We start from the raw sequence: 24479 nt of genomic DNA on the forward strand, positions 1-24479 counted from the left end.
ATCTTTTCATGGTTCGGTTCCCTTCGAGCGAGCTTCGCTTTGCAGCGCCCCCTCTCTCAGGCACTTATCCAATATAACTAACCTTCCCCTCACTGTCAACCTCTTCTCTAAAAAAATTTTTCTCTTTCCTTGGAACTCTCTACTCATAGGCTTTCTAGTCCACAATAGTGAATGCACTGTACAGAGAAAGGAAGGGTAGAGCGTGAATTTTCAGTCAGTAATAGCCACACTACATCAATTTTGGAGCGATCGCGGTTGCTTGATCGCCCAGCCTTATGACATTGAGAAGGGTGCTGGTACTAAGAATCCCCATACATTTTTAAGGGCGTTGGGGCCAGAACCTTGGGCTGTGGCTTATATTGAACCATGTCGCCGCCCCACAGATGGTCGTTACGGCGAAAACCCTAACCGTTTCCAACATTATTATCAGTACCAAGTTTTAATTAAGCCTTCACCAGATAACATTCAAGAGATTTATCTTGATTCTTTGAGGGCTTTGGGTATTCGCCCTGAAGATCATGATGTTCGGTTTGTGGAAGACAATTGGGAAGATGCAACGGTAGGTGCTTGGGGAACTGGCTGGGAAGTCTGGTTAGATGGAATGGAAATTACTCAATTTACCTACTTCCAACAGTGCGGCGGTATAGACTGTAAGCCTGTATCAATTGAAATTACTTATGGATTAGAGCGGTTAGCGATGTATCTCCAGCAAGTGGAAGCAATTGTCAAGCTTCAATGGACAGATGACATTACTTATGGGGATGTTTTCTTGCAAAATGAGATTGAGCAGAGTACTTACAACTTTGAAGCATCAAATCCTGAGATGCTGCTCACACTGTTTAATTTGTATGAGCAGGAAGCTAATCAGTTAACAGAACGTGGGTTAGTCTTACCAAGCTTGGATTATGTGATGAAGTGTTCGCATACTTTCAATTTGCTGGATGCGAGAGGAGTAATTTCGGTAACGGAAAGAACTCGCTATATTGCGAGGATTCGTCATTTGGCGCGAAAAGTCGCACAACTATATGTAGAACAGCGAGAAAATCTGGGTTATCCTTTGTTGAAGAAAACCGCAGTGTGAGTTATTCCAACTGCAAAACTATATATAGGAATCCGGTTTGATTTCTGAATTTATTTGTGTAGGTAGGGAATAGGAAATGGGGAGTCGGGAGTAGGAAAGAAGCCTGATCTGAGTGTACTGATTTTTTCAGAAATCAAATATGAGTCCTATATATTTAGTTTTTGGCAAATCTTAGTCACCTCAATTCAAGTAACTGAGTTGGGTGGCTATGCCAACTAATGTTATTCATTTCCTAAATAAGCCTCGATGACTGCTGGATTATTTCTGACTACAGCCGGTTCACCCAAAGCAATTAATTGACCAAAATCTAATACAGCAATCCGATCGCACAAACCCATGACTAATGGTACGTGGTGTTCAATCAGAATGATCGTTAAGTTGAAGCGATCGCGGATATTGCGGATAAATTCGCTCAGTTGCTGTTTTTCACTGGGGTTCATCCCGGCTGCTGGTTCGTCTAAAAGCAAGATTTGTGGTTCTAAGGCTAAAGCACGGGCAATTTCTAAACGACGTTGAGCACCGTAAGCGAAATTTTTAGCTTTTTCTGCTGTGCGATCGCTCAACCCAACTAATTCTAATAATTCTAAAGCTTTTTGCTTACTTTGATTTTCTTCAGTAGGAGCGGGTGGTAGTCCCAAAACTCCTGTAATCATATTACTTTTAGTATGTAAATGTCGGGCAATGATAACATTTTCTAAGGCTGATAATTCGCCAAATAAGCGAATATTCTGAAAGGTTCTCGCAATACCTAAAGCTGCAATTTGATGGGGTCGCAGTTGAGCAATTTCTTGACCTTGATAAATCAATCCACCCTCAGAAGGTGGAATCATGGCTGTAATTAAATTAAATAAAGTTGTTTTTCCTGCACCATTAGGGCCAATTAAGCCAAAAATTTCATGTTGATTAACTTTAAAAGAGACATTATTTACCGCGATTAAACCACCAAAGCGGCGCGTGAGTGAGTTTACTTCTAATATAACTTTACTGTTATCTGAGGAATTAATTTCAGACATATTTATATTTAAATTATTTTTTTACTTTACCCATTTTAAAAATATCGGGTGTGACTAAACCTTGAGGAAAGAAAATAGTACCTATGACTATAAGTAAACCAAAAATAATTAATCTGCCATCTCGGAGAAATTGAGCTAACCAACCTAACCAACTAGGAAAAAGACCTGAGTCGGCAATACCACGTAAAACTTCTGGTAGGGCTGTGAATACCATACCACCTACAACAGAACCTAAAAAAGTTCTTGAACCACCAATTAAGACAAAAGTTAAATAAATAATACTGGCATCAAATGTACCTTGTCTTGCATTCCAGGTGTTGAGAAAATGGGCGCTAATTGCACCTACAATACCAGCTAGAATTGCCCCTAAAGTAAAGGCTAAGACTTTATAATAAGTCGGGTTAATTCCCATTGCACCGGCAGCTAATTCATCTTCGCGGATGGCTGTAAATGCTCTACCAACTCTGACTCTTTCTAACCGATAAAACAAGATCATACTAATTAAGAGTAACGGTAAAGCAATCCAGAGGTATTCGATTTGTGTTTGGAAGGGTTGGGGTATACCAAAAATCCCGACAGCACCGCCTGTAATTTCTAAATTTAACGATAGAACTCGCAGAACTTCAACAAAAGCAATGGTGGCGATCGCTAGATAAATTCCCCGTAACCTTAATGCTGGAATACCTACTAATAAACCCAGTATCCCGGACACCAAGCCAGCGATTAACATTTCCAATAAAAGTAAATGTAGGGGAAATAAATTACTACTGGATGTAAATACTTTTGTGGATAAAATCGCTGCAATATATCCACCTAAAGCATAAAATCCTGGACTGGCTAAAGATAATTGTCCAGTCATTAAAGGTAGGTACAAAGAAAGTCCTAATAATGCTCCTAGCACCATTGAGACAATTAGTGAACCATAAGTTGAAAAAAATTCAGCCATAAATTGTCAGAATGCAGAATTTATTAGACTTTCTGAACGAACCGCCGACCAAGTAAACCTTGAGGTCTAACTAATAGCATGATAAACAATATTCCAAATGCTACAGCATCTTTGTAACCAGAGTATTCGGCGGGGACAAAAGCTTCTACTAAGCCGATGAGTAATCCTCCTAAAACTGCACCAGGAATACTACCCAAACCACCCAAGACGATCACGGCTAAACCCCGCAAACCAAAGGCGATCCCAAAGTATGGCCCTGCAATACTCACGCTGGATGCTACCAATGTTCCGGCTAATCCTGCTAAGAAACTGCTGATGAAAAATGTCAAAACAATAAAGCGATCGCTGTTAATTCCTAGTAAACTAGCTGTAGTTGCATCTTCGGCGATCGCTTGCATAGCCTTACCATATTTAGTTCGATTAATAAAATAGGTAAGAATTGCCACAATTACCATTGACACCACAAAAATTAATATCTGCACAGTGCGAATGGGAATTGGTTTTTCGACAGTGCCGAAGTTAATTGCAGGTGGTAAATTACCAAAAGTATTAGCGGGATATGTATAACTTTCTGCACCTACTAAATACTGAATTAAGTTAACAATTACTACTGCAACACCTAAACTAGAAACAACAGTTAATAAAGGGTCAGATCCTTGGCGGCGTAAAGGTAAAAAAGCAACACGTTCCATTGCAACTCCTACCAATCCGGCTAGGCTACTGCCAATAATTAATGATATGGCAAATGGTAATTGCAAAGGTAGGGTCAGATTCGCCAGCAAGCCGTTAAACCCAAAAGTTCCACCCATGAGTGCGTAGGTGAAATACGCGCCAAGGGTAAAAATTGCACCATGAGCTAAATTAATGATGCCTAAAATCGAATAAACCAGGGTATATCCTAAAGCAAAAATTGCGTAGACACTGCCGATAGATAACCCATTTAACAATTGCTGAAAAAACAGACTAATATCCATTTAGCTACTATTTCAAAAATGTAAACTTACCTTTACTACCATCTGCTTCCATTTTGATTTGAGCTACGTAAAAATCTTTTTGTACTATTTCTCCTATGGGTGTAAAAGCAATTTCTCCGAGGGGTGTATTGTATTTACCAGTCAGTAGCTGTTTGTTCAATTCAGTCCGCAATGCTGGTAATTCTAACTTATTAACTTTACTTTTTTGATCTAAAGATTTTAGGGCTTCTACATATACCTGAACTGCGGCAAATGCTTGGGCGCTAAATTGTGGTGGTTCTTTTTTAAATTGGTCTAGATATGCTTGACGAAATTTAGTATTAATTTCGCCAGGATGTTCTGGACTGTATGCTTGAGCAATTAATACACCATCACAAAGTGCCTTACAAACTGGAAATATATTAGATGTATTCAGACCATTACCACCAACAATTAAGCCTTTATAACCTAATTCTCGCAGTTGTCTAACTAAGTTACCACCATCAGCAGCTAACCCAGAAATAATTACTAAATCTGGTTTGAGGTTAATTGCATTGGTGGCTTGACTTTGGAAATCTGTATCGCTAGTTTGGAATTTTTGGACTGTAACTAGTTCTAAATTCTGTTCTTTAACTGTTTGCTGAAAAATTTCGGTTTCTGATTTGCTAAATGCGTCATTTTGCGCGAAGAAAACAGCAACTTTTTTAATGTTAGGATTTATCTTGAGTGCAGCTTTAATTGAATTTGGTGCTACTACAGAAACTGGTGCTGAAACCCGCGCAATATAATCACCAATTTCTGGAATACCCTTAGCTGTATTTGAGGGTGCAAGTACAGGAATTTTAGCCCGTTCGGCAATGGGATTAGCACTAAAGGCTTGTTGTGATAAAGTCGGGCCGACAATCCCCACAACTTTATCTTTATTAATTAATGCTTGAAATGCGTTAATTGTGCCAGCTTCATCACCAGCAGTATCTTGAAAGACTAATTTAATGGGTGTGCCATTAATTCCACCTTGATCGTTAAAATATTTTTCGGCAATTTTCGCGCCAGCAACTTGTTCTTGTCCAAGTAAAGCAACATTACTGGTTTGGGCTACAGCAATCCCTATAGGAATAACTGTTGATGTTTGTGGAGTTGCATTATTATTTGCCGGATTTGTGCTAACGGTAGAGCTACTACAGGCAGTGAAAAATAAAGCGAAAATGGGTAGTAATGCTGTGGTACGAATAAAGGCAGTGTTCATTAGTCAATAGTTATACAGTTATGAGAAATGTCAAAAACTTAGTTATTAAATCATTTTTATTTGACCATGCAAATGTAACTAGTCAAAGTGTTGATCAATACATTTTTTTAAGAATGCAGATATAAAAAGCAGATGAATTTGCTAACTGTTGGGGTCAACGAGAAAGTTATAGTTCATAATATCTTACTCTGTGTTGCGCTTACACACTCAAACTTTGCATAAAGCGGCGGTCAATCCAATCTTTCCAGCACCATAGTAAAGGGTGGGGTGATAAGGTGAATGCGCCTTTGGTAGCGATCGCTCTTTTGTCGCCTGTACCAATTAAACTTAAGTATTGTTGCTGTGGGATGTAAGCTTTGGGCGGTTTGCCTAAAATCATTCGTTGCAAGTTTTCAAATAACGGCTTACCTTGACGCACTGCAAATACACCAGCTTTGGGACGTGGATGATTTACCATTGTGGCAATATCACCAGCAGCAAATACCTGCGGATGGGTTTGAGATTGCAAGGTGTCGTTAACTAAAATAAAGCCTTGTGAATCAGTTCCGAGTCCGGTAGTTTTTAACCAGTCTGCTGCTGCTGCTTGTGTTACCCAAAAAACTTTGTCACACTCTACCACTAGCCCCGATTCAGATTTGACTGCTAATAATTCTTGATTTATCTGTGTAATCTGAGAAACAGACTCGCCTAGATGCAGCTTAATACCTCGACGAGTTAAAACTTGTTTTACTTGACGCTGCACTGAGTGATGATTATGCGGCAAAATTTTCTGATGGCGATGAAATAAATGAACTTCCAGATTTTGAACTGGTTGCTGGTTCGCAATCAAGATTTGCTGTAAATGTGCTTGCATTGCGAGTGCTAATTCTACGCCACCCACACCACCACCGACAATTGCTATTTTGAGTTGCTGCTGAGGATTTTCGTGAACATTTTGCAGTAGTTTATACCAACAGTCTAGGAGTTTGGCTACTGGTTTAGCTGCAATAGCGTATTCGGCTGCACCTGGTACAGAGATTGTCGCGGGAGTGCTGCCAATATCAATAGACAGTACATCAAAATTTATCGGCGGACGATTAGCACAAATTACTTGACGATTTTCTAAATCTAAACCAATGGCTCGGTCTACATATAAATGTGTATGGGCAAAGTCAGCTAATCTTGACAAATTAATGTGGCACTCATCGTAACTATATAATCCAGCAATGTGTCCGGGTAACATTCCTGAATAAGGTGTGTCTAATGCTGGGGTAATTAAAGTTAAACGTACTCCTGGTAGTGGTTTCATCCCAAACATTTTGAGGGCGATCGCATGACTATGACCACCACCAACTAGTACTAAATCAGGCATAGAATTCTTTCGATGAACACTGTATGATTTTTGAATATTTTCTACAATATCCTTTCCGACACGGTAGCGATGACTATCCGCCATGCGACTGAAGCTGATTTACCTGCGATCGTAGCTATTTATAATGCGGCAATTCCTAGCCGTCTCGCTACTGCTGATTTAGAACCTGTATCTGTGGAAAGTCGTCGCACTTGGTTTCATGGGCGATCGCCTCATTTTCGCCCTTTGTGGGTAATTGAACAAGAAGGCAAAATTGCTGGCTGGCTAAGTTTCCAATCATTTTACGGTCGCCCAGCTTATCAAGCTACTGCCGAAATTAGTATTTATATCGCCCCAACTTTTCATCATTGCGGTTTGGGACGACGACTGTTAAGCCTTGCAATTTCCGAAAGCCCCAATTTAGGTTTAAAAACGCTCTTAGGCTTTATCTTCGCCCATAATCACCCCAGCCTCAAGCTGTTTGAAACATTAGGTTTTCAACGTTGGGGATATTTACCGCAAGTAGCAGAACTAGATGGGGTCGAACGGGACTTAATTATTATGGGTTTGCGAATTGGGGAAAAGAAGTCTGAAGTGTGAAAAGTAGGTGAAAAAGTTGTTTATATTTGTACTTTTTTATACACAAACTAGTTTTATCCCAGGAAATGAGTAATAATTACTATAGGACTCATATTTGATTTCTGAAAAAAATCAGTACAGCCAGATCAGCCGTCTTCCCTACTCCCTACTCCCTGCTTACACAACTAGATTCAGGAATCAAACCGTATTCCTATATATTGGTTTATGTATAGAAAACCATAGACATAAATCAATAGTTATCATCTATTAATTCAATCCATAGATATATAAGAATTAATTAGAGTAATTATCGCTGATTTATCTAATCAACTAATTCCCTTTTGCCTCAGATAACGGTAAGCTTAATCTAACAAAATTAAGCAAATATAAACTTGCGTTTTTGAATAGTGCATAGTGGCGGGATCAAAGCAATTTGGTGCCAAAACACTAATTTCTGTTTAAATCTAGGGGTATTTTCATGGCTCAGTTTCTACTAGAGACTGTTTGGCTAGTTCCTTTATATGCCTTAATTGGTGGGCTTTTAGCCGTACCTTGGTCGCCGGGGATCATCCGCAAAACTGGGCCAAGGCCAGCAGGTTATGTAAATTTAGTAATGACATTTTTGGCGTTTGTCCATAGTGCGATCGCCTTACAAGCAACTTGGAATCATCCACCCCAAGAAGTATTTATTCATTGGCTATCAACAGCAGGTTTAGATTTGACCATTGCTGTTGAACTTTCGTCAATTAGTGTAGGCGCGTTAGTAGTAATCAGTGGTTTAAATTTGTTAGCACAGATTTACGCTATTGGTTACATGGAAATGGATTGGGGTTGGGGACGCTTCTATTCTTTATTAGGACTATTTGAAGCGGGATTGTGCGCCCTTGCCTTATGTAATAACTTGTTCTTTAGTTATGTAATCCTAGAAGTCCTCACATTGGGAACCTACCTTTTAGTAGGTTTATGGTTTAGTCAACCCTTGGTGGTAACAGGTGCGAGAGACGCTTTCTTAACCAAACGGGTAGGAGACTTGTTTCTGCTGATTGGGGTTTTAGGTTTATGGCCTCTGGCGGGAACTTGGGATTACAACGAACTGGCTGTATGGGCGAAAACTGCGGAAGTTGACCCGACAGTAATTAGTTTAGTGGGTTTAGCCTTAATTGCTGGGCCGATGGGTAAATGCGCCCAATTCCCCCTGCACTTGTGGTTAGATGAAGCGATGGAAGGCCCTGTTCCCAGTACAATTTTGCGGAACTCGGTAGTTGTAGCCAGTGGTGCATGGGTACTGATTAAACTGCAACCAGTGTTAACTTTATCACCGCTAGTTTCTACTGTGATGGTAGCGATTGGGGCAGTAACAGCTATTGGTGCTTCGTTAATTGCGATCGCGCAAATTGACGTGAAACGCTGCCAATCTTATTCTGTGAGTGCTTACATGGGCTTAGTGTTCATTGCTGTAGGCACACAGCAAGATGATGCTGCACTGTTACTAGTACTTACCCATGCCTTATCTGCTGCCTTGTTAGTAATGAGTACTGGCGGCGTGATTTGGAATAGCATCAGCCAGGATGTCACCCAACTAGGTGGTTTATGGTCACGTCGTCCCATCTCTGGTTTAGCGTTTATTATCGGCACATTAGGATTAATCGGTTTCCCACCCCTTGGTAGTTTCTGGGCATTGATGAAACTAGCCGATGGGTTATGGGAAACTCAACCTTGGCTAGTTGGGATAGTTATAGCAGTTAACGCATTGACAGCCGTTAGTTTAGCTAGAGAATTTGGCTTGATTTTTGGTGGTAAACCTAAGCAAATGAGTGAGCGATCGCCTGAAGTTCACTGGCCGATGGTATTGCCAATGGTGATTTTATTCGGATTTGTCCTCCATTTACCTTTAGTGTTGCAAAGCTTATCACTCTTACCCGACTGGGCAAACCTCAATAAAGATGTCGCACTCCTACTAATTTGGTCGAGTATTTTTGGTTGTAGCGTCGGTGGCGTAATTTATCTTGGCAACATTCCCAAACCAGTCCGCCTACCTTGGAAAGGTTTGCAAGACTTGTTAGCTTACGACTTTTACACCCCCAAACTATACCGCCTAACCATCATTTTCAGCGTTGCCCAATTGGCAAAATTTGCTGATATGGTTGACCGCTTCGTAGTAGATGGCATTGTTAACTTTGTTGGGTTGTTCTCCCTCCTCGGTGGCGAAGGCTTGAAATATAGCACCTCTGGACAAACCCAAACTTACGCCTTCACAGTCCTTTTAGGCGTTGGTCTTTTAGGCGCTTGGGTGACATGGCCATACTGGGGCGTACAGTTTCTAGAGTTAATGTTTTAACTGGTTAATCATCTGCGTTCATCGGCGGTTAAAAACTCCCATGCTAAGTGTTTTAATTTGGGCACCAATTATCGCTTCCGTAATTATTGGGTTTTGGCCTAACAATGCCATCCAACCAAATCGCTTGCGCTTGGTATCCCTCACCTTATCCGGTTTAATTCTGCTGTGGAATTTGTTCATCCTGTTTAAATTTGATTTAACTACTCCAGGAATGCAGTTTCAAGAATATCTACCTTGGAACGAAACCCTTGGTTTAAGTTATCAATTAGGGGTGGATGGGCTATCAATATTAATGTTGATTTTGAATAGCCTCCTGACTTGGATTGCTATTTACAGCAGCAGCAAAGATACAGAAAGACCCCGCCTATTTTACTCAATGATTTTGTTAGTAAGTGGCGGCGTTGCTGGTGCTTTTTTGGCAGAAAACTTACTGTTGTTTTTCCTGTTCTACGAATTAGAATTAATTCCCTTTTATTTATTAATTTCAATTTGGGGCGGCGAAAAACGGGCTTACGCTGGCATTAAATTTTTAATTTACACTGCGGTTTCCGGCGCATTAATTTTAGCCACCTTCTTAGGTATGGTGTGGCTGACAGGTTCCACAAGCTTTGCCTTTGATGCTGTCTCCACTCAAACCCTCTCTGCTGGACTGCAACTGCTGTTACTAGCAGGAATCATCATTGGTTTTGGCATCAAAATTCCTCTCGTTCCCTTCCACACTTGGCTACCTGATGCTTATGTGGAAGCTTCCGCACCCATCGCCATTTTGTTAGGTGGTGTATTGGCAAAGTTGGGAACATACGGTTTATTGCGGTTTGGCATGGGGATGTTCCCCAACGCTTGGAGTACTGTTGCCCCAACCTTGGCAATTTGGGGGGCAATTAGCGCGATATATGGGGCAGTAGTAGCGATCGCCCAAAAAGATATCAAGCGGATGGTAGCATACAGTTCTATCGGTCACATGGGCTATGTATTGCTTGCCAGTGCTGCTAGTACTTCCCTCGCCCTAGTTGGTGCAGTTTCCCAAATGTTTAGCCACGGTATCATCCTTGCCATTCTCTTCCATTTGGTAGGAGTCGTGGAGGCTAAAGCCGGCACACGCGAGTTAGACAAACTCAACGGTTTAATGAGTCCAATTCGTGGCATACCTTTAATTAGTGCCTTACTTGTATTAAGTGGCATGGCTAGTGCTGGTATTCCCGGTTTAACAGGATTTATCGCTGAATTTATCGTCTTTCAGGGCAGTTTCTCTGTTTTCCCCATTCCGACAATATTATGCGTTGTCGCCAGTGGTTTAACGGCGGTATATTTCGTCATCCTGCTGAACCGCACCTGTTTTGGTAGACTCGACAATGATTTAGCCTACTATCCCAAAGTTTTGTGGTCAGAGAAAGTACCAGCCTTAATTTTGGCAGTCCTCATCATCTTTTTAGGAGTCCAACCTACTTGGTTAGTGCGCTGGAGTGAAACCACAACCACGGCAATGGTAGCAGCAATTACCCCTGCGGAAAAAACCGTAATTTCTCAGGTTGCGTTGAAGTAAAAAGAGAATTACGCAACCGATACAGGAGAAAATATGAATCTCACCTTAATTCCCAGTGGTCTTGTAATGTTCCGCTTTTTAATAGCACCCTTCCTCCTGTGGGATGCTTGGGATGGTGATACGAGTATTTGGTTTTTAGTAGGTTTTACTGCTGCTTTTCTTTCCGACATTTTTGATGGCATTATTGCCCGGCGACTTGGTGTTAGCAATGCCAAATTGCGACAAGCTGATAGCTGGGCTGATACCTGCCTTTTTAGTTGTATCTTTTTAAGTGCTTGGCTGGGATACCAAGATATTTTGATAGCTTATTACCTTCCTTTATTGATGGTGATTTTTGCTCAAATTGTGTGGTGGATAGTGAACTTAATTAAATATGGCAAACCCGCCAGCTATCACACTTACTCAGCTAAGTTTTGGGGAATTACATTATTTATTGCCATTGTGGCATTGTTTGGATTTAACTACGCTGGCATAACTTTATGGCTAACTTGTATTGCCGGAACTATTTACAGCATCGAAGAAATTGCGATGACGTTAATATTGCCAGTGTGGACGCATGATGTTTTGAGTATTTTTCATGCTTTAAAAATACGTCAGCAGCAATTACAAACAACCGATATTTCTACTGTCTAAAAATACATTTAATATCCAGGAACCAATATGGTACAAACTCCAGAAAAACCTGTTACTAAAATCCCACCTTCAAAACATGAATTTGCGGAAGTAATTCATCGTTTAGAAGCTGGCGGTTCAATGTTACCAGACACGCCAGAAAACTTAATGCAAATCATCGGGATTTATAAAGCTTACGCTGTCCCGATGGATTTTTACTGGCGTGACTTATTATATATAGCTGAACAGGTATTTTTAGAGCCATTTGCCTTTTTTAAATACTTCTTACCCAAAGAGTATTTAGACCTGCATAATCATTACGCTGGTGATACTGCTGATTTAAGAATTTGGCGTGGTGAAGCAACAGCCCATCCTGAACTTTTGGCATTTATGGAAAAGGGTGAAACCTTGAAAATGCCAAAATTATTGCATCACTTATTCCACGATCGCATCAACATGGAATTTGCGGAAGCTTGTATGCGGGCAATGCTTTGGCATAGACAGATGTATGCGCCAGTCAATCAATTTGATGCGTATCTCGACTCCGAAGAATACAAAGCCAACGCCGACAGGGCAATTAAAGCTTACTTCCAAGGCAACCCCGTAATGCTGGGACTGTACAAACTGTTTCCTGATATGTTTTTGGAACAGTGCCGCCAGATGTCCTACTACTCTAACCTCGGCTTGTTCTGGGAAGTCATGGCCCCGGTATTCTTTGAAATGTCCGACATCTACGACGAAGGTGGGTTTAAGGGTGTACCTGACGCAATGAACTTTTTGGTCAATGGCATATTTGCGATCGCAGGTCGTCCCATTTACCATCATGTTTATATCCGTGGGGAATGCTACGAAATTATCCCCAAATCAAAAGGCTTCACCTGGCTGTACGAAGCAGCATTACCCTACGTAGAAGCTGTATTCTACCGCACCGCCCCCTTTAGAGGCACAAAATCTTACAACGCCCAAGCCGGACAAGTGCCAGATGACCAAAAAGATTTCCACTACGGCATTCTCTACGCCGATGTCTTTCCTGTGGGAACTGCTGGTATTCCACCAACATTATTAATGCAAGATATGTTGCACTTTTTACCACAATATCTTGTTGATTACTACAAACAACATTGCCGTGGTGAAGACGATATGTTGATTCAGTTGGGTATTAGTTTCCAACGCTCAATGTATAACGTTACTTCTGCGGTAATTCAAGCCCTAAGAACTGCGCTTTTATATCCCTTAGATGACCCTAATCCTAAACATTTGCAAGCCAATCGTGAGTTTTTTGAACAGCAATTAAATCGCTTTACCCGCGCTGATTATGGTATGCGTGATGCTGCCCGTCTGCGGAATATTCAAACCCCAGATTATCGTTAATTAAACAGTGATGAGCTTTACTAATGACTGAACACAAGTTGATTTGAATTGAAGGCAGATACAACTTTTTCGTTCCCAATTAGTAAAGCTCTAGACAATGTAGATTAAGATTATTTAAAAGTTCTTTAATGGCTTCCTCTCCAGACCGAATTAGAGCTTCGATATAATTAGTAGGCGCATTTCCGCAACGTAGCCATATTACTTTGGGCGGTGAACCGTATAAACGGCTTCGCTCAACAAAGTCTGCATCTTGAGTGACAATGCAAAAATCATTCCTTTTAGCAAATTCCCAGATTTCAGTGTCAGTCCTTTCTTGGAGTGCATGAAACTGCACATGACTGGAATCAGGGAAAATATCTGCTAATCGAGTTGTCAGCTTGCGGCTCAAATTTTGATCAAATAGTAGCTTCAACCAGCACCTACCGAAGCAACAAGACGGTGTTCTCTGTCAGCAGCAAACTCTAAGCAAGCCCTGATGTCCGCTTCAGTCAACTCAGGAAAGTCTTCCAGAATCTCAGTATGAGACATCCCGACTGCTAACCAACCCAGAACATCGTACACAGTGATTCGCATCCGTCGAATACAGGGTTTGCCGCCTCGTTTGTCAGGTTCTATGGTAATAATGTCACGATAACTCATTTTGGTTGTTTATAATCTGTCTGATACGTCTCTAAGTTTAGAGCAGCCTGACACTGGGCTGCAACTTAGCCGTTAAATCGTTTTACTCATTGCTGCCCGACTGTGGAGTATTAAAAACCTACGTTTATTGGGCAAGATTGATCGTCGTGCAAACAAGAATGGGACTCCTCGTGTGAGGGGAGGTAAGGACGTAAAGAGGTGGTTCAAGGCACAGGCGACAGAGATGGCAGAGATATCGGTAGAAGTAATGTCTCCAACATCCATTCGACTGAAAGTCGAGTGAGTGTTAGAAGATTCAGGTTCATCCCAAAGTCGAATCAGGTAATCACGGCAAAATTGTGGCGATGATATTAAAACCGGAGATTTTGAAGTTGACACGAGTAAAATAGCTGTTGGCGATCGCCTTGAAGCTTGTCACCCAGATGATTAGTTGTTGTATAGGCTAAAATATTGAAACACATCACTGCAACTAAATAATTGATATGACAGCCACAGCGCGTGTTATTCATAGTGACCCTGACATAATGGGAGGAACGCCTGTTTTTGTCGGAACTCGTGTGCCAATGAAAACGCTGCTTGATTATCTTGAAGCAGGTGATTCAATAGATGAGTTTTTAGATCATTTTCCCAGTGTAAGACGTGAGCAAGCGATCGCAGCCCTTGAGTTGGCAAAGGAAATGCTGACATCGAGATGAAATTACTGCGGATACTCAACAAAGTTTAGCGGATTTCCGTGGAGGTAGTTTTCAGGCTCTATCAGCCAAAAGTGTAATTGCTCAATTGCGCGAATCTTTGAACCAAGAAGAAGAATGAGACTTCTGGTTTTAACGCCGAAATTTAAGTGAGCATTCTGTAAATTTGTGAAACGAAATGCTGACCTTCAGCAACAAATTGAAGACACTCTTCCGCAAATGGAAGCAAGAATAATTAACCGCAGATGGACGCAGATAAATTTGTACCTCAGCAGACGAGTAAAGGCTGTAGTGCAAATACTAACATTAATCAAAAAAGTCTTGAAAAACTTACTATTATTTTGCAGTGACCCAAAATAAATGTAGAGACATAGCATTACTACGTCTCTACATTTTTTCTCAATTTTTCACTTCTCTAATTAATTCGCTACTTCAGCGAGTTCAATAATCCGCCCTTCATAGTCTTTAATTAAGAAATTTAAAGGCTTTTGGTTGCGAATTTTAAATTTTAAACCACGGGTTTCTACCCGCAATAAAATCATTTCCAAGCAGTCACGGTCAAAACAAACGTGACGCTGTTGATTTTTGCTGCCTAAACTCGCTCCGGTAATGACGTGTAGCTGGGTATTCTTTTTCAGTTGATACCAGAGTCCTTCGTTAGCATTGTTCATTGTTTTGCCCGACCAACTGGGACTGGCGGACATATACAAAGGATCTATCGCCGTTGTGCCGATGGTTTGTTCATAGTTGTAGTAGTAGTGCAGAGGCACTTCTGCGGCTGGTAAATCGAGTAGCCCTTCGTACAACTGTCGAGCAATTTCCAAATCTGACACCATCACTGTGTGAACTTTGGGCGCACTGCTGAGAAACATCCACATCGCCCCAGCATAAGCCGCCAGCAGCATGACCATAATGCCTTGAGTCGAAAACAGACTATCTAAAGGCAGGGATGGTAAAAATGAGCCAAAAGTCAACGGGGCAAGTAAAAACTGCATTACATTAGCTGCTATAACCATGAACAAATTGAAGATTGTATAAGGGAGCCGCTTTTATTTTTATTGATAGAGACTAATATTAAGTCCTTGTCTTTAGTGTATCAATACTAAAGTGGTCTGATCTGGGACAGCAAACAGACATAAACGAAAATTTTACGGTTTGCACTCTGGGGCTATTGTTATAAACATTAATCTTAACAACTCTTAGCGAAAAGGCTTATGCAAATTCCTCATTTTCCCGAAACAAATCACCCGCTAGTTAAGTCGCTGTTTCATCACAATGACCAGGAACTGCTGAGTCTATTTCAACGATATCCAGAGGCTGGCAAGTATTTCACGGTGATTTTTTGTCGTTACAGCCCGATTGTATATACTTTAATTCAACATTCAGCGCGATCGCCTGTGCAGGCAGATTATCTGTTTGCCCTGACTTGGCGACATATCTATTACGAACTGGGCGGACTGGATTTAGAAAACCCCCAACCCGGACAAGAAGGTTTAACCTTACAAAATTGGCTAATTAACATCACAGCTTTTTGTATTAACGAGATTGAACTTCCACCTACGGAAGCCATTCATTATTCGCTGCAAGCCACTTCGCCGCCTTTATGGTGTTATGTGGAAAAAGCTTTAGACCAGCTACCCCCGATTTTACGTTTGATGGTGTTGATGGCACAAACTTTCCATTGGAGTGAAACCAGAATTGCAGCTTATTTGCAAGCGGAAGGTGAAAGAATTGCCCCTGCCGAAGTAGCCAATTTTCTCCAGGAAGGCTATCGTATGCTAGAGGCTAAATTACCTGCTGACATCCGCTCTATATACCTGGGAGAAGATTTGGTTCTATCATCAACTACGTAATATTGCTGGTGTTATTGGTAATTATGCCGCACAAAATAAAACTTTTACTGAAACTTTATACTTTAAGCCGAATTTCCACAGGTAAGTTTTATGCAGCAACGGCATTTTTTCCCATCTGCTCACACCTTAAATTCTAGAAGCTACGAATTTTGGCTGCTCAAGGGTATCACTACTGGGCGACGGGGTGATCATTTCCCATTTTTTAGTTTTTTCTTTTTACTGTTGACTTTTTTATTAACTCCAATTGTGGCCAATGCGAGTGATATTACTCAACAACTTCATCGTCCTGTAAACAGTTCGAGTTGGCAATATGACAGAGATGAAGCTGATAGTTTGCTGCGGATTGGTGAACAGCAATATCGCTCAGGTAATGCAGCAAAAACTATTGACTCTTGCTTACAAGCTTTAGAGATTTATCATTCCATTGGTGATGTCAGAGCTACCGGGTTAACTTATGAATTACTAGCTAAAGCTTATATTCAACAAGAGCGTTACAAAGAAGGGGAAGACGCTTTACGCCGAAGATTAGCGATCGCACGGGATAGCAAAGATTTTCAAGCCCAAATTTTTGCCTTAAATAATATTGCCGCAATTCTTCTGCAAAAAGAGGAAACTGTCGCCGCCGGAAAAGCTGTGCAAGAAGCATTAACTATCGCTCAAGGTGTGAACAATATCGAAGGGCAAGGACTTTCTTTGAGCAATTTAGGTTTAGTTACTGCCAGACTGGGTGATTATAACAAGGCGATTAAACTTTATGAAACTGCTTTAAGTTATCGCCGCCAAAAAAATGATCCAATTGGTGAAGCCAACACTCTGAATAATTTAGGTGATGCTTATCTGGCGGCGGGGAATTATCCCGATACCATCGGCGCTTATGGGTTAGCAATGCGGTTGGCGAGACTGAATGGCGATCGCAATATTCAATTACGCGCCATTGATGGTTTAGTCAAGGCGCATACTTCTGTCGGACGCAATGAACGCGCTTTTGAATTACTCCAAGAACGTTTAGTCATCGCCCAAGAATTACAAAATCTGCCAGAACAGTTAAAATCATTTGAATCTTATGCTGCATTCTATGAGCGGTTAGGTAATTATGCCACAGCCAAGAATTTTTACGAACGAGCAATTGCGATCGCCAATACTCTAGAAGACACGAAACGCGAACTGGTGTTAAAAGATAGATTAACAAAGTTGCAGAAAAAGCGCAGTTGATGTTTACGGGATTGGTTTTATCCAACTGTTGATTAAAATATGCGATGGAAAAGCAGATCCCCGAATTCTTGAAGAAGTCGGGGATCTATTTGTATTGAAGAAAAATATATCGTGGTTATCGACTCTGTGAGGTACAGGAAAAAATAATTAACCGCAGATGCACGCGGATGAACGCGGATGGAATTTGTGTGATTGACCTCAATTTGCTGCGACTATGTGATATAAAAAAAATAAATATAAATTAACTTAAAAAATCCTAATTACAGTCGGATTATTCAGTAATTCTTATTGTATAAATACCTAAATTAACACGATGTGCAACTTATTTTTTAAACCCCTCTCCAAACCTCTCCCCGACGCGGAGAGAGGCTTTGAGTCTTGCTCCCCTTCCCTGTCTGCGACACGCTGCGCGAACGTAGGGAAGGGGTTGGGGGTTAGGTTTAAGAGAAAGTTGCACACGACATAAATTAATCAAGATAAATATATTTATTGAGCAGGTTGCACTCTCCCTGATTGTTCCCAGAGTAAATAAAATTAATTATGCCTTTAGATTTAGAAAGATTTTATCAGGCTTGCAATCCTAGTCGCCCTCTGGTCATGGGAGATGCAAGCGATCGCCGTTATTATATCGATTTTGCGGCGGTGCGGGGCGGCAAAATTATTGAGGCTCTGCTGCGGACAATTACGCGAATTTCTCCTGATACTCCCACTTGTCAATTGTTTACGGGACATTTGGGTTGTGGTAAATCGACGGAATTATTGCGGTTGAAAGCCGAGTTAGAAGAGCAGAAATTTCATGTAGTTTATTTTGAGTCTACCCATGTCTTAGAAATGGCGGATGTGGATGTAACAGATATTTTACTGGCGATCGCAGGACAGGTGAGCGAAAGTCTGGAAGCGAAAAAAATCCGCCTCAAGCCGAGTTACTTCACGAAATTATTTACAGAAGTTGTCGATTTTTTACAAACACCAATTGACTTTGGTGTAGAAGCAGAATTATCTGTGGGGATAGCGAAAATCACCGCCAAAACCAAAGAAAGTCCCCAACTGCGGCGACGGTTAAGAGATTATCTCGAACCGCGTACCCAAAATATTTTGCAGTCCATCAATAAAGAACTCCTAGAACGCGCCAACAACGAACTAAAAAATCAAGGTAAGAAAGGTCTAGTGGTCATTGTTGATAACTTGGATAGGGTCGCAATTCGGCCTTTACCATCGGGGCGATCGCTGCCAGAATACTTATTTATTGAACGTGGCGAACAATTACGTAAACTAGCTTGTCACTTAGTTTACACTATCCCTTTGTCGTTAATTTTTTCTAATGATAGTGCCGAACTGCAACATCGTTTAGGTGGTGGGGTTGCGCCCAAGGTTTTACCGATGATCCCTGTACGTTTGCGTTCTGGGGAAATATTTAACCAAGGGCTATCACTGATGCGACAAATGGTCTTAGCCAGAGCTTTTCCTGACATTGAAGTGAGCGATCGCTTAAGCTTAGTTACAGAGATATTTGATAACCTGGAAACTTTGGATCGATTGTGCTTAATTAGCGGTGGTCATGTCCGGGATTTACTGGGGTTGCTGTTTGACTGCTTAAGAGAACAAGATCCACCTTTTGAGCGTGACTGTGTAGAACTAGTAATTCAACGTCAACGAGACTACCGCGCCCACGCCATTGACCCCCATGAATGGGAGCTAATTTTTCAGGTGGTAGAACAGCAAAGAGTTGGTGGTGACATCGCCTATCACGCTCTTTTACGCAGTTTATTTGTCTTTGAATATCGTGACCATCGAGGTGCTTGGTTTGCTGTCAACCCAGTTATCGCTGAGACACAAAAATTTCAATCATGGTTGAAGATTCACAAGCAGATATAAAATCAGCTAACAAGCGGGCTTTACGCAGTTTAAGCAGAGCAATTTCCCTATCGCGGGGACAATTTTCTGTAGTGTTGGTTTGTTGTAACTATCGGGTTTTACAAACGCAAATCCTCCAACAAATAGAAGCATCTGCATCAAGTCCAGTCCAGAAACTCGTGATTCCCCAAAATGCGAGAAGTCTTTACAGCACAATTCATATCCAGTTGCGGACTGATGAACCACAACCATCTGCATTGAATATTTTGGGTTTAGAATCGGTAGAACATATTGATGATTTACTCAGTTCAATTAATCAAATTCGGGATGAATTTCCCAAACGTCACCTATTCCCGATGATTTTTTGGGTGAATGATGAAATATTGCAAAAAGTCGTGCGGTTAGCACCAGATTTTGCGAGTTGGGCGGCGACACCAATTCGCTTTGAAATGACGACTACACAACTGCAAGATTTTTTACGCCAAGAAACTGACTCGTTATTTGCAACAGTTTTACCGACACAACATCAAGATAATTCAGGTAATGAGCAATATTCAACCTTAGAGCAAATCTGGGAACATAACGATGAACTGCATTTTGCCATTCAGGAATTACGTCATCGCGGAATTACTTTAGAACCAGAATTATACGCCAGTTTAGAGTTTGTGTTTGGCTTGGATAATTATGTGGGCGATCGCATTCAGCGAGCCTTAACTCATTTTCAACAAAGTTTAAAAGTTTGGCAACAATTAGCCTTAGAAAACTGTACTGAAAATTCTCTCTCCACCATTCCCAATACTTGGACTACGGAATTAGATATTCTCAGTAATCATACTTCACCTTTAGTCCGTCAAGGTGTATTACTTTATTATTTAGGTTTGTGTTATATCCGCCTCGCCGAACAAAATCAAATTGAAAATCGTCGTTGTTGGGATGAATCGAAAGCTTATTTACAACAATCATGTAATGTTTTGGAGTTGGCGCAACGATTTGATATTGTTGCCGAATTTATTAGTCAACTCGCAGAAGTTTTAGAACATTTAGAAGAGTGGTCAGAATTACAGACAGTAGCGCAAAAATCTTTAGAACTACATCAAATTTATGGTAGTCAAATTCAACTTGCTTGTGACTATGGTTTTTTAGCTCAAGTTGCTTTACAACAGTCGCGTTGGATGCAGGCGAGTATTTTAGCCCATGTGTCTTTATTAAAATTAGGAGAAGCTCAAAGACAAGGCGCTTCCCATCAATATTTATTTCCCTCTTTACTGGCGCAAATTTATTATTTAATTTTAGCCGAAGCCCAACAAAGTTTAGGCGACCATAAAATTGCGAACGAATATTTAGAAAAAGCTGCAAAAGCCCTACCGAATGCGTTGGAAAATAGCGCCCATCAATATAACGCCCATCGTTATATTCGCTTATTACGCACACTGCGATCGCTTTACTTTGCGGCTGGGCGATATTCAGAAGCTTATACTATCAGACAAAAACGGCGTTCTGTCGAACAACAATATGGTTTTCGGGCTTTCATTGGCGCGGGACGTTTACAACCCCAACGACAAGCCACTAACCCCGCTTTGATGTCACCTTCGGGAACCAGCAGCGTCGCCTTAGAAATTGAGGCTTCTGGGCGAGAAGGCGATATTAATAACTTAATTGGCAAAATTAGCCGTGCTGACCAAAAATTAATGATTATTCACGGTCAGTCTGGTGTCGGTAAAAGTTCTACCGTTAGCGCCGGGTTAGTCCCAGCCTTACAAAATCGTACCGTCGGCGACCAAATTGCCGTGCCTGTGGTAATTCAAGTTTACACAGATTGGGTGCGTGAATTTGGGAAAGCTTTAACGGCGGCGATGTCTCACATTCAGCGAGAAGAAGTCATAGAAGTCAGCGCATCTGATACCCATATCCCCATCACCACGGCTGATATTTTGACCAAATTAACTGAAAATGCCAATAAACATTTAATTACAGTTTTAATTTTTGACCAATTTGAAGAATTTTTCTTTACTTGTAGTCAGTTAGCAGAGAGGCAAAAATTTGATAGATTTTTGCGAGATTGTTTAAATGTTTCCTTTGTGAAAATCATCTTTTCCATCCGGGAAGATTATTTATATCGGTTGCTGGAATTTAAAAATCTCGCCGCCTTAGAAGCCATTGATTATAATATTCTTGATAAAAATATTCGATATCAATTAAATAATTTTTCCCCCGAATATGCAAAGGTAATTATTCAAAAATTAACCGAGCGATCGCAGATGAGTTTAGAACCTGCGTTAATCGAGGCTTTGGTCGAAGATTTATCCGCAGATTTGGGCGAAGTGCGACCAATAGAATTACAAGTTGTGGGCGCACAACTCCAAGATGAACGGATTAATACATTAGCCCAATATCAACCATATCGCCCCAACAAACTGATTGAGCGGTATATTAAAGAATTAATCAAAGATTGCGGCCCCGAAAATGAACGCGCCGCGTTATTAGTTTTATATTTACTCACAGATGAAACTAATCAAAGACCTTTTAAAACCCGTGCCGAATTAACTACAGAAATTGCTGAATTAGAAGATGCGGGTAAATTAGAATTAGTCTTGAATATTTTAGTTAGTTCTGGTTTGGTTGTGTTATTTCCTGATGTACCGGAACGCTATCAACTCATTCATGATTACTTAGTAGATTTGATTCGGTACTTGCAAGAACAAGAATCAAGTTTACAAGCCAAACTTGATCAATTACGCCGCAAAGTGGATCAAAGTGAATTTGAAATTGAACGCCTCAAAAGTGAACTGCGCCAAAAAAAGCAACAAGCTAGACTCCCAGAATCTCCGCCCCCGCAAGGGTTTGATTTAGTTACAGAATTACGAGAATTACGCAAGCGTGAAGAATTAAGTCAGTTAGAAATTGAACAATTAAGGTCGGTGCTGAAAGAAAAGGAACTCACAGCACAACTCGCAGCCGCCCAAGAAAAACAAAGGCTGAACGAAGCCAGGTTAAATCGTTCTTTGAAAGTTGCTTTATCGGTAGCATTTTTAGCAATTGTTGGCTTGTCAATTTCCATCATTAGCGTTTTAGATAGCGAAATTAAAACCCTGAGTGTTTCTAGTGAAGCTTTATTTGCATCCCAAAAAGGTATCGATGCGTTAAAAGAAGGAATCAAAGCCGGGAGAAAATTAGAACAGGCTATTTGGGTAGACCCCTCCACACAACAGCAAGTGCAAACGGCGTTATACCAAGCAGTGTCAGGTGTCAGGGAGATTAACAGGTTAGAAAGTCATACCGGAGGGGTGAATAGTGCTGTATTTAGCCGTGATCGCTTCTTAATTGTCTCCGGTAGCGCCGATAATACAATTAAACTCTGGCGGGCTGATGGTACTTTACTCAAAACTCTGTCGGGACATGAAGATATAGTTAACAGTGTTAGTTTTAGTCCCGATGGGCAAATCATCGCCTCTGGTAGTCAAGATATGACCGTAAGATTATGGAGTCGGGAAGGCAAATTACTCCACACCCTCAAAGGTCATACGGCTGTAGTGAATAGCGTGAGTTTCAGTCCCGATGGGCAAGTTATCGCCTCAGCCAGCACCGACAACACCGTAAAATTATGGAGTCGTGATGGAAAACTACTCCGCACCTTAACCGGACATCAAAGTTCTGTTTTAGATGTAGCTTGGTCGCCGGATAATCAAATTCTCGCTTCAGCCAGTGCTGATCAAACTATCAAACTTTGGAACCGGGAAGGTAAATTACTCAAAACTTGGCCAGCACATAATGATGCTGTCAAAAGTCTAGCTTGGTCGCCCGACAGTAAAACCCTTGTTTCTGGCAGTTTAGACCAAACAATTAAACTCTGGAATCTCCAAGGTCAACTCATCAGAACTTTTTCTGGTCACACAGCAGAAATCACCAGCGTCAGTTTTAGTCCCAATGGTCATACAATTGCCTCAGCTAGTCTCGACCAAACCGTGAAATTGTGGAGTCCCACAGGTTTACTGTTGGGGACTCTCCGGGGTCATAACAATTGGGTAAACAGTGTGAGTTTTAGTTCTGACAGTCGGACTGTGATTTCCGCGAGTCGTGACAAAACTGTGAAACTTTGGCGCTGGGATGATGTGCTGTTACGTAACCCCAACAGCGACCAAGCTGACTGGATTACCAGTATCAGTTTTAGCCCTGATAGCCGCAATATCGCCGCCGCCAGTCGAGATTCCACAGTCAAAATCTTAAATAGCCAAGGGCAAATTTTACGCACCTTCTCAGGTCACAAAGGTCAAGTTTGGGGGGTGGCTTGGTCAAGGGATGGTCAAAATATTGCCTCAAGTAGTAAAGATAAAACCGTCAAGCTGTGGAGTCGGGACGGTAAACTGCTGCATACTTTAACAGGTCATCAAGATACAGTATTGGCGGTAGCTTGGTCGCCCGATGGTCAAGTTATCGCCTCAGCGAGTAAAGATCAAACCGTCAAGCTGTGGAATCGGGATGGCAAACTGCTGCACACTTTAACAGGTCATCAAGACGCTGTAAATTGGGTAGATTTTAGCCCTGATGGTCAATTGTTAGCCTCCGCCAGCGACGATAAAACAGTGATGATTTGGAGTCGGGACGGCAAACCACAAAAAACTTTAAAAGGTCATAATCGTCCGGTGAATGGTGTGGCTTGGTCTAGTGATGGTCAAACTTTAGCTTCCGCAAGTATTGATAGCACAGTTAAAATTTGGAGTCGAGACGGTAAACTACTCAATGATATTTCGGGAGACGGTGATAGCTTCATTAGTGTGAGTTTTAGTCCTGATGGCAAAATGTTGGTAGCAGCCAGTGAAGATAAACTCAAACTCTGGAACCGAGATGGTAGATTACTTATTGCACTCAAAGGTGATAAAGAAGAATTAACGAGTGTGAATTTTAGCCCAGATGGTAAAACTCTGGCAGCAGGTAGCGGTAAAGGAATGGTAGTTTTTCGGACTTTAGCAGATATTAAACTCGAAAATTTGCTGAGACGGGGTTGTGATTTGTTACATGATTATTTGCAGAAAAATCCTAAAGTTAGTCAGAGCGATCGCAGTTTGTGTTTGAAACAGTAAACCAAAATCATTCAGGTATTGTATTAAATTTTTTATCACAACTTTATCTAAATATTGCGAAAGCACAAAAAAACACGGTAAAAGAAATTTAGCTTGAAAAGCTACAGCAAATAAACGTCAAAAAAACTGACTCTACCTT

Annotated in this window: 19 protein-coding genes; 11 read left to right on the top strand and 8 right to left on the bottom strand. The window is 41.1% G+C overall.

Annotated elements, in window-relative coordinates:
- Positions 1 to 202: 202 nt before the first annotated feature.
- Positions 203 to 1081, top strand: coding sequence for a glycine--tRNA ligase subunit alpha (glyQ, locus tag H6G77_RS28725; RefSeq protein WP_190594209.1), 879 nt, complete (start codon positions 203 to 205; stop codon positions 1079 to 1081).
- A 221-nt stretch (positions 1082 to 1302) separates the two neighbouring features.
- On the opposite strand, the gene H6G77_RS28730 is transcribed toward glyQ, so the two are convergent.
- From H6G77_RS28730 to H6G77_RS28750, 5 genes are all read right to left on the bottom strand, one after another.
- Complete coding sequence (locus H6G77_RS28730; RefSeq protein ID WP_190873386.1) at positions 1303 to 2094, bottom strand: ABC transporter ATP-binding protein; 792 nt, start codon at positions 2092 to 2094, stop codon at positions 1303 to 1305.
- Between the two features lie 13 nt (positions 2095 to 2107).
- The gene (locus tag H6G77_RS28735; protein ID WP_190873387.1) at positions 2108 to 3040 is read right to left on the bottom strand and encodes a branched-chain amino acid ABC transporter permease; all 933 of its coding nucleotides are present in this window, start codon (positions 3038 to 3040) and stop codon (positions 2108 to 2110) included.
- Positions 3041 to 3063: 23 nt separating this feature from the next.
- Positions 3064 to 4014, bottom strand: coding sequence for a branched-chain amino acid ABC transporter permease (locus H6G77_RS28740; RefSeq protein WP_190873388.1), 951 nt, complete (start codon positions 4012 to 4014; stop codon positions 3064 to 3066).
- 7 nt (positions 4015 to 4021) lie between these two features.
- Complete coding sequence (locus tag H6G77_RS28745; protein ID WP_190873389.1) at positions 4022 to 5239, bottom strand: ABC transporter substrate-binding protein; 1218 nt, start codon at positions 5237 to 5239, stop codon at positions 4022 to 4024.
- Positions 5240 to 5438: 199 nt separating this feature from the next.
- Complete coding sequence (locus H6G77_RS28750) at positions 5439 to 6590, bottom strand: FAD-dependent oxidoreductase (RefSeq protein WP_190873417.1); 1152 nt, start codon at positions 6588 to 6590, stop codon at positions 5439 to 5441.
- Between the two features lie 69 nt (positions 6591 to 6659).
- On the opposite strand from H6G77_RS28750, the gene H6G77_RS28755 reads away from it, so the two are divergent.
- From H6G77_RS28755 to H6G77_RS28775, 5 genes are all read left to right on the top strand, one after another.
- Complete coding sequence (locus H6G77_RS28755; RefSeq protein ID WP_190594214.1) at positions 6660 to 7169, top strand: GNAT family N-acetyltransferase; 510 nt, start codon at positions 6660 to 6662, stop codon at positions 7167 to 7169.
- A gap of 457 nt (positions 7170 to 7626) precedes the next feature.
- Positions 7627 to 9486 carry an NAD(P)H-quinone oxidoreductase subunit F gene (locus H6G77_RS28760; protein WP_190873390.1) on the top strand — a complete coding sequence of 620 codons (1860 nt, stop codon included), beginning with the start codon at positions 7627 to 7629 and terminating at the stop codon, positions 9484 to 9486.
- A gap of 40 nt (positions 9487 to 9526) precedes the next feature.
- Entirely contained in the window at positions 9527 to 11029 is a 1503-nt protein-coding gene (locus H6G77_RS28765; RefSeq protein WP_190675210.1) for an NADH-quinone oxidoreductase subunit M, read from the top strand.
- Between the two features lie 33 nt (positions 11030 to 11062).
- Positions 11063 to 11662 carry a CDP-alcohol phosphatidyltransferase family protein gene (locus H6G77_RS28770; RefSeq protein ID WP_190873391.1) on the top strand — a complete coding sequence of 200 codons (600 nt, stop codon included), beginning with the start codon at positions 11063 to 11065 and terminating at the stop codon, positions 11660 to 11662.
- A gap of 27 nt (positions 11663 to 11689) precedes the next feature.
- The gene (locus H6G77_RS28775; protein WP_190594218.1) at positions 11690 to 13012 is read left to right on the top strand and encodes a CO2 hydration protein; all 1323 of its coding nucleotides are present in this window, start codon (positions 11690 to 11692) and stop codon (positions 13010 to 13012) included.
- A gap of 79 nt (positions 13013 to 13091) precedes the next feature.
- Here H6G77_RS28775 and H6G77_RS28780 read toward each other — a convergent pair whose 3' ends face one another.
- Positions 13092 to 13424, bottom strand: coding sequence for a DUF5615 family PIN-like protein (locus H6G77_RS28780; RefSeq protein WP_190675216.1), 333 nt, complete (start codon positions 13422 to 13424; stop codon positions 13092 to 13094).
- A complete protein-coding gene (locus tag H6G77_RS28785) occupies positions 13421 to 13651 on the bottom strand; it encodes a DUF433 domain-containing protein (RefSeq protein ID WP_190675218.1) in 231 nt (76 codons plus the stop codon). Before H6G77_RS28785 ends, H6G77_RS28780 begins: the two co-directional genes overlap by 4 nt.
- Positions 13652 to 14133: 482 nt before the next feature.
- On the opposite strand from H6G77_RS28785, the gene H6G77_RS28790 reads away from it, so the two are divergent.
- Positions 14134 to 14346 carry a DUF433 domain-containing protein gene (locus H6G77_RS28790; RefSeq protein ID WP_190675222.1) on the top strand — a complete coding sequence of 71 codons (213 nt, stop codon included), beginning with the start codon at positions 14134 to 14136 and terminating at the stop codon, positions 14344 to 14346.
- A 416-nt stretch (positions 14347 to 14762) separates the two neighbouring features.
- Here the strand turns inward: H6G77_RS28790 and H6G77_RS28795 are convergent, their stop codons facing one another.
- Positions 14763 to 15359 carry a glyoxalase-like domain protein gene (locus H6G77_RS28795; protein WP_062294779.1) on the bottom strand — a complete coding sequence of 199 codons (597 nt, stop codon included), beginning with the start codon at positions 15357 to 15359 and terminating at the stop codon, positions 14763 to 14765.
- Between the two features lie 198 nt (positions 15360 to 15557).
- Between H6G77_RS28795 and H6G77_RS28800 the strand changes: the two genes are divergently transcribed.
- From H6G77_RS28800 to H6G77_RS28815, 4 genes are all read left to right on the top strand, one after another.
- The gene (locus tag H6G77_RS28800) at positions 15558 to 16196 is read left to right on the top strand and encodes a sigma-70 family RNA polymerase sigma factor (protein WP_190594220.1); all 639 of its coding nucleotides are present in this window, start codon (positions 15558 to 15560) and stop codon (positions 16194 to 16196) included.
- Between the two features lie 90 nt (positions 16197 to 16286).
- Positions 16287 to 17408, top strand: a complete 1122-nt coding sequence (locus H6G77_RS28805; protein ID WP_190675224.1) for a tetratricopeptide repeat protein — start codon at positions 16287 to 16289, stop codon at positions 17406 to 17408.
- Between the two features lie 540 nt (positions 17409 to 17948).
- Positions 17949 to 19283 carry a P-loop NTPase fold protein gene (locus H6G77_RS28810; protein ID WP_190594222.1) on the top strand — a complete coding sequence of 445 codons (1335 nt, stop codon included), beginning with the start codon at positions 17949 to 17951 and terminating at the stop codon, positions 19281 to 19283.
- Positions 19256 to 24340 (top strand): WD40 repeat domain-containing protein, encoded by a 5085-nt coding sequence (locus tag H6G77_RS28815; protein WP_190873392.1) that lies wholly within the window; start codon positions 19256 to 19258, stop codon positions 24338 to 24340. Before H6G77_RS28810 ends, H6G77_RS28815 begins: the two co-directional genes overlap by 28 nt.
- The last annotated feature ends 139 nt before the right edge of the window (positions 24341 to 24479 follow it).

Source organism: Aulosira sp. FACHB-615, assembly GCF_014698045.1.
Classification (GTDB): Bacteria; Cyanobacteriota; Cyanobacteriia; order Cyanobacteriales; family Nostocaceae; genus Nostoc_B.